The sequence below is a fragment of the Neobacillus paridis genome, assembly GCF_016765675.1.
In the GTDB taxonomy this organism is placed as follows: Bacteria; Bacillota; Bacilli; order Bacillales; family Cytobacillaceae; genus Neobacillus; species Neobacillus paridis.
The window spans coordinates 1-694 of the sequence record NZ_JAESWB010000415.1 but is presented as its reverse complement, the minus strand read 5'-3'; the positions used below and the strand labels follow the sequence as shown (position 1 = coordinate 694).

The window sequence follows — 694 nt, the reverse complement described above, 5'->3', positions numbered from 1 at the left end:
GTGAAGGTCACGATGATGTGGATAGGCTTGTTCGGGTAGGTGCTGGCCGACTGCGCGAATGCGGGCTGGGTTGCAGTCAAGGCGGCCGTGGCGAGTGCCAGTGCCGGCATCAGTTTTTTCAACATGGTGTCTCCTGTTGTTGTAGGGACGGTTCGCTCTCTGTAGAACCGGTGTTGGCATGGCAACGGCAGATTGCCGGTGGCGTGTGGTTTTGTTAGCATGCCATCGGTTCAAACCTACCATCCGTCTGGAAGTCAGTCAACAAAAACGGAATGCTGTACCGCACAGCGAAACGCCCCCGTCATTATCAGCGCGCTTCCGATGGCCATCTAGCTGCATGTTGAGCATCAGTTTCAACACAAAACTACCTTGAAGTTCCGCAAATTCTTTCCAATACCACCGCTCGTCGGCAATAAAGCAAAATTTTCAGAATTTTTGTTCTGCACTGCAAAATAAAGGCTCATTTTTATTGACCTAAATTTGCCAGTGATGATACGGTTCGACTGCGCTTAAAAAATAAAAACGAGCGTTCACATTTTCGAAAAGAAAGTGGGTGGTTCCCGGGTGGTTCGCCGCCGGTCAGGGCAAGCGTGATGCGTCTTGCAAGACGCATCGTGGAATATAAAGGAGACGAATCTTGGAGTTGATACTGGAGCAGATCCTCAACGGGCTCACGCTCGGCGGGGTATATAGT

The 694-nt window shown here is 50.6% G+C and carries 1 protein-coding gene; it reads right to left on the bottom strand.

What is annotated here, in order from left to right; translation table 11 throughout:
• Positions 1-466: 466 nt before the first annotated feature.
• Positions 467-694, bottom strand: a 228-nt coding sequence (locus JK635_RS29405; protein ID WP_235888365.1) for a hypothetical protein, incomplete at its 5' end; no start/stop codon positions are given.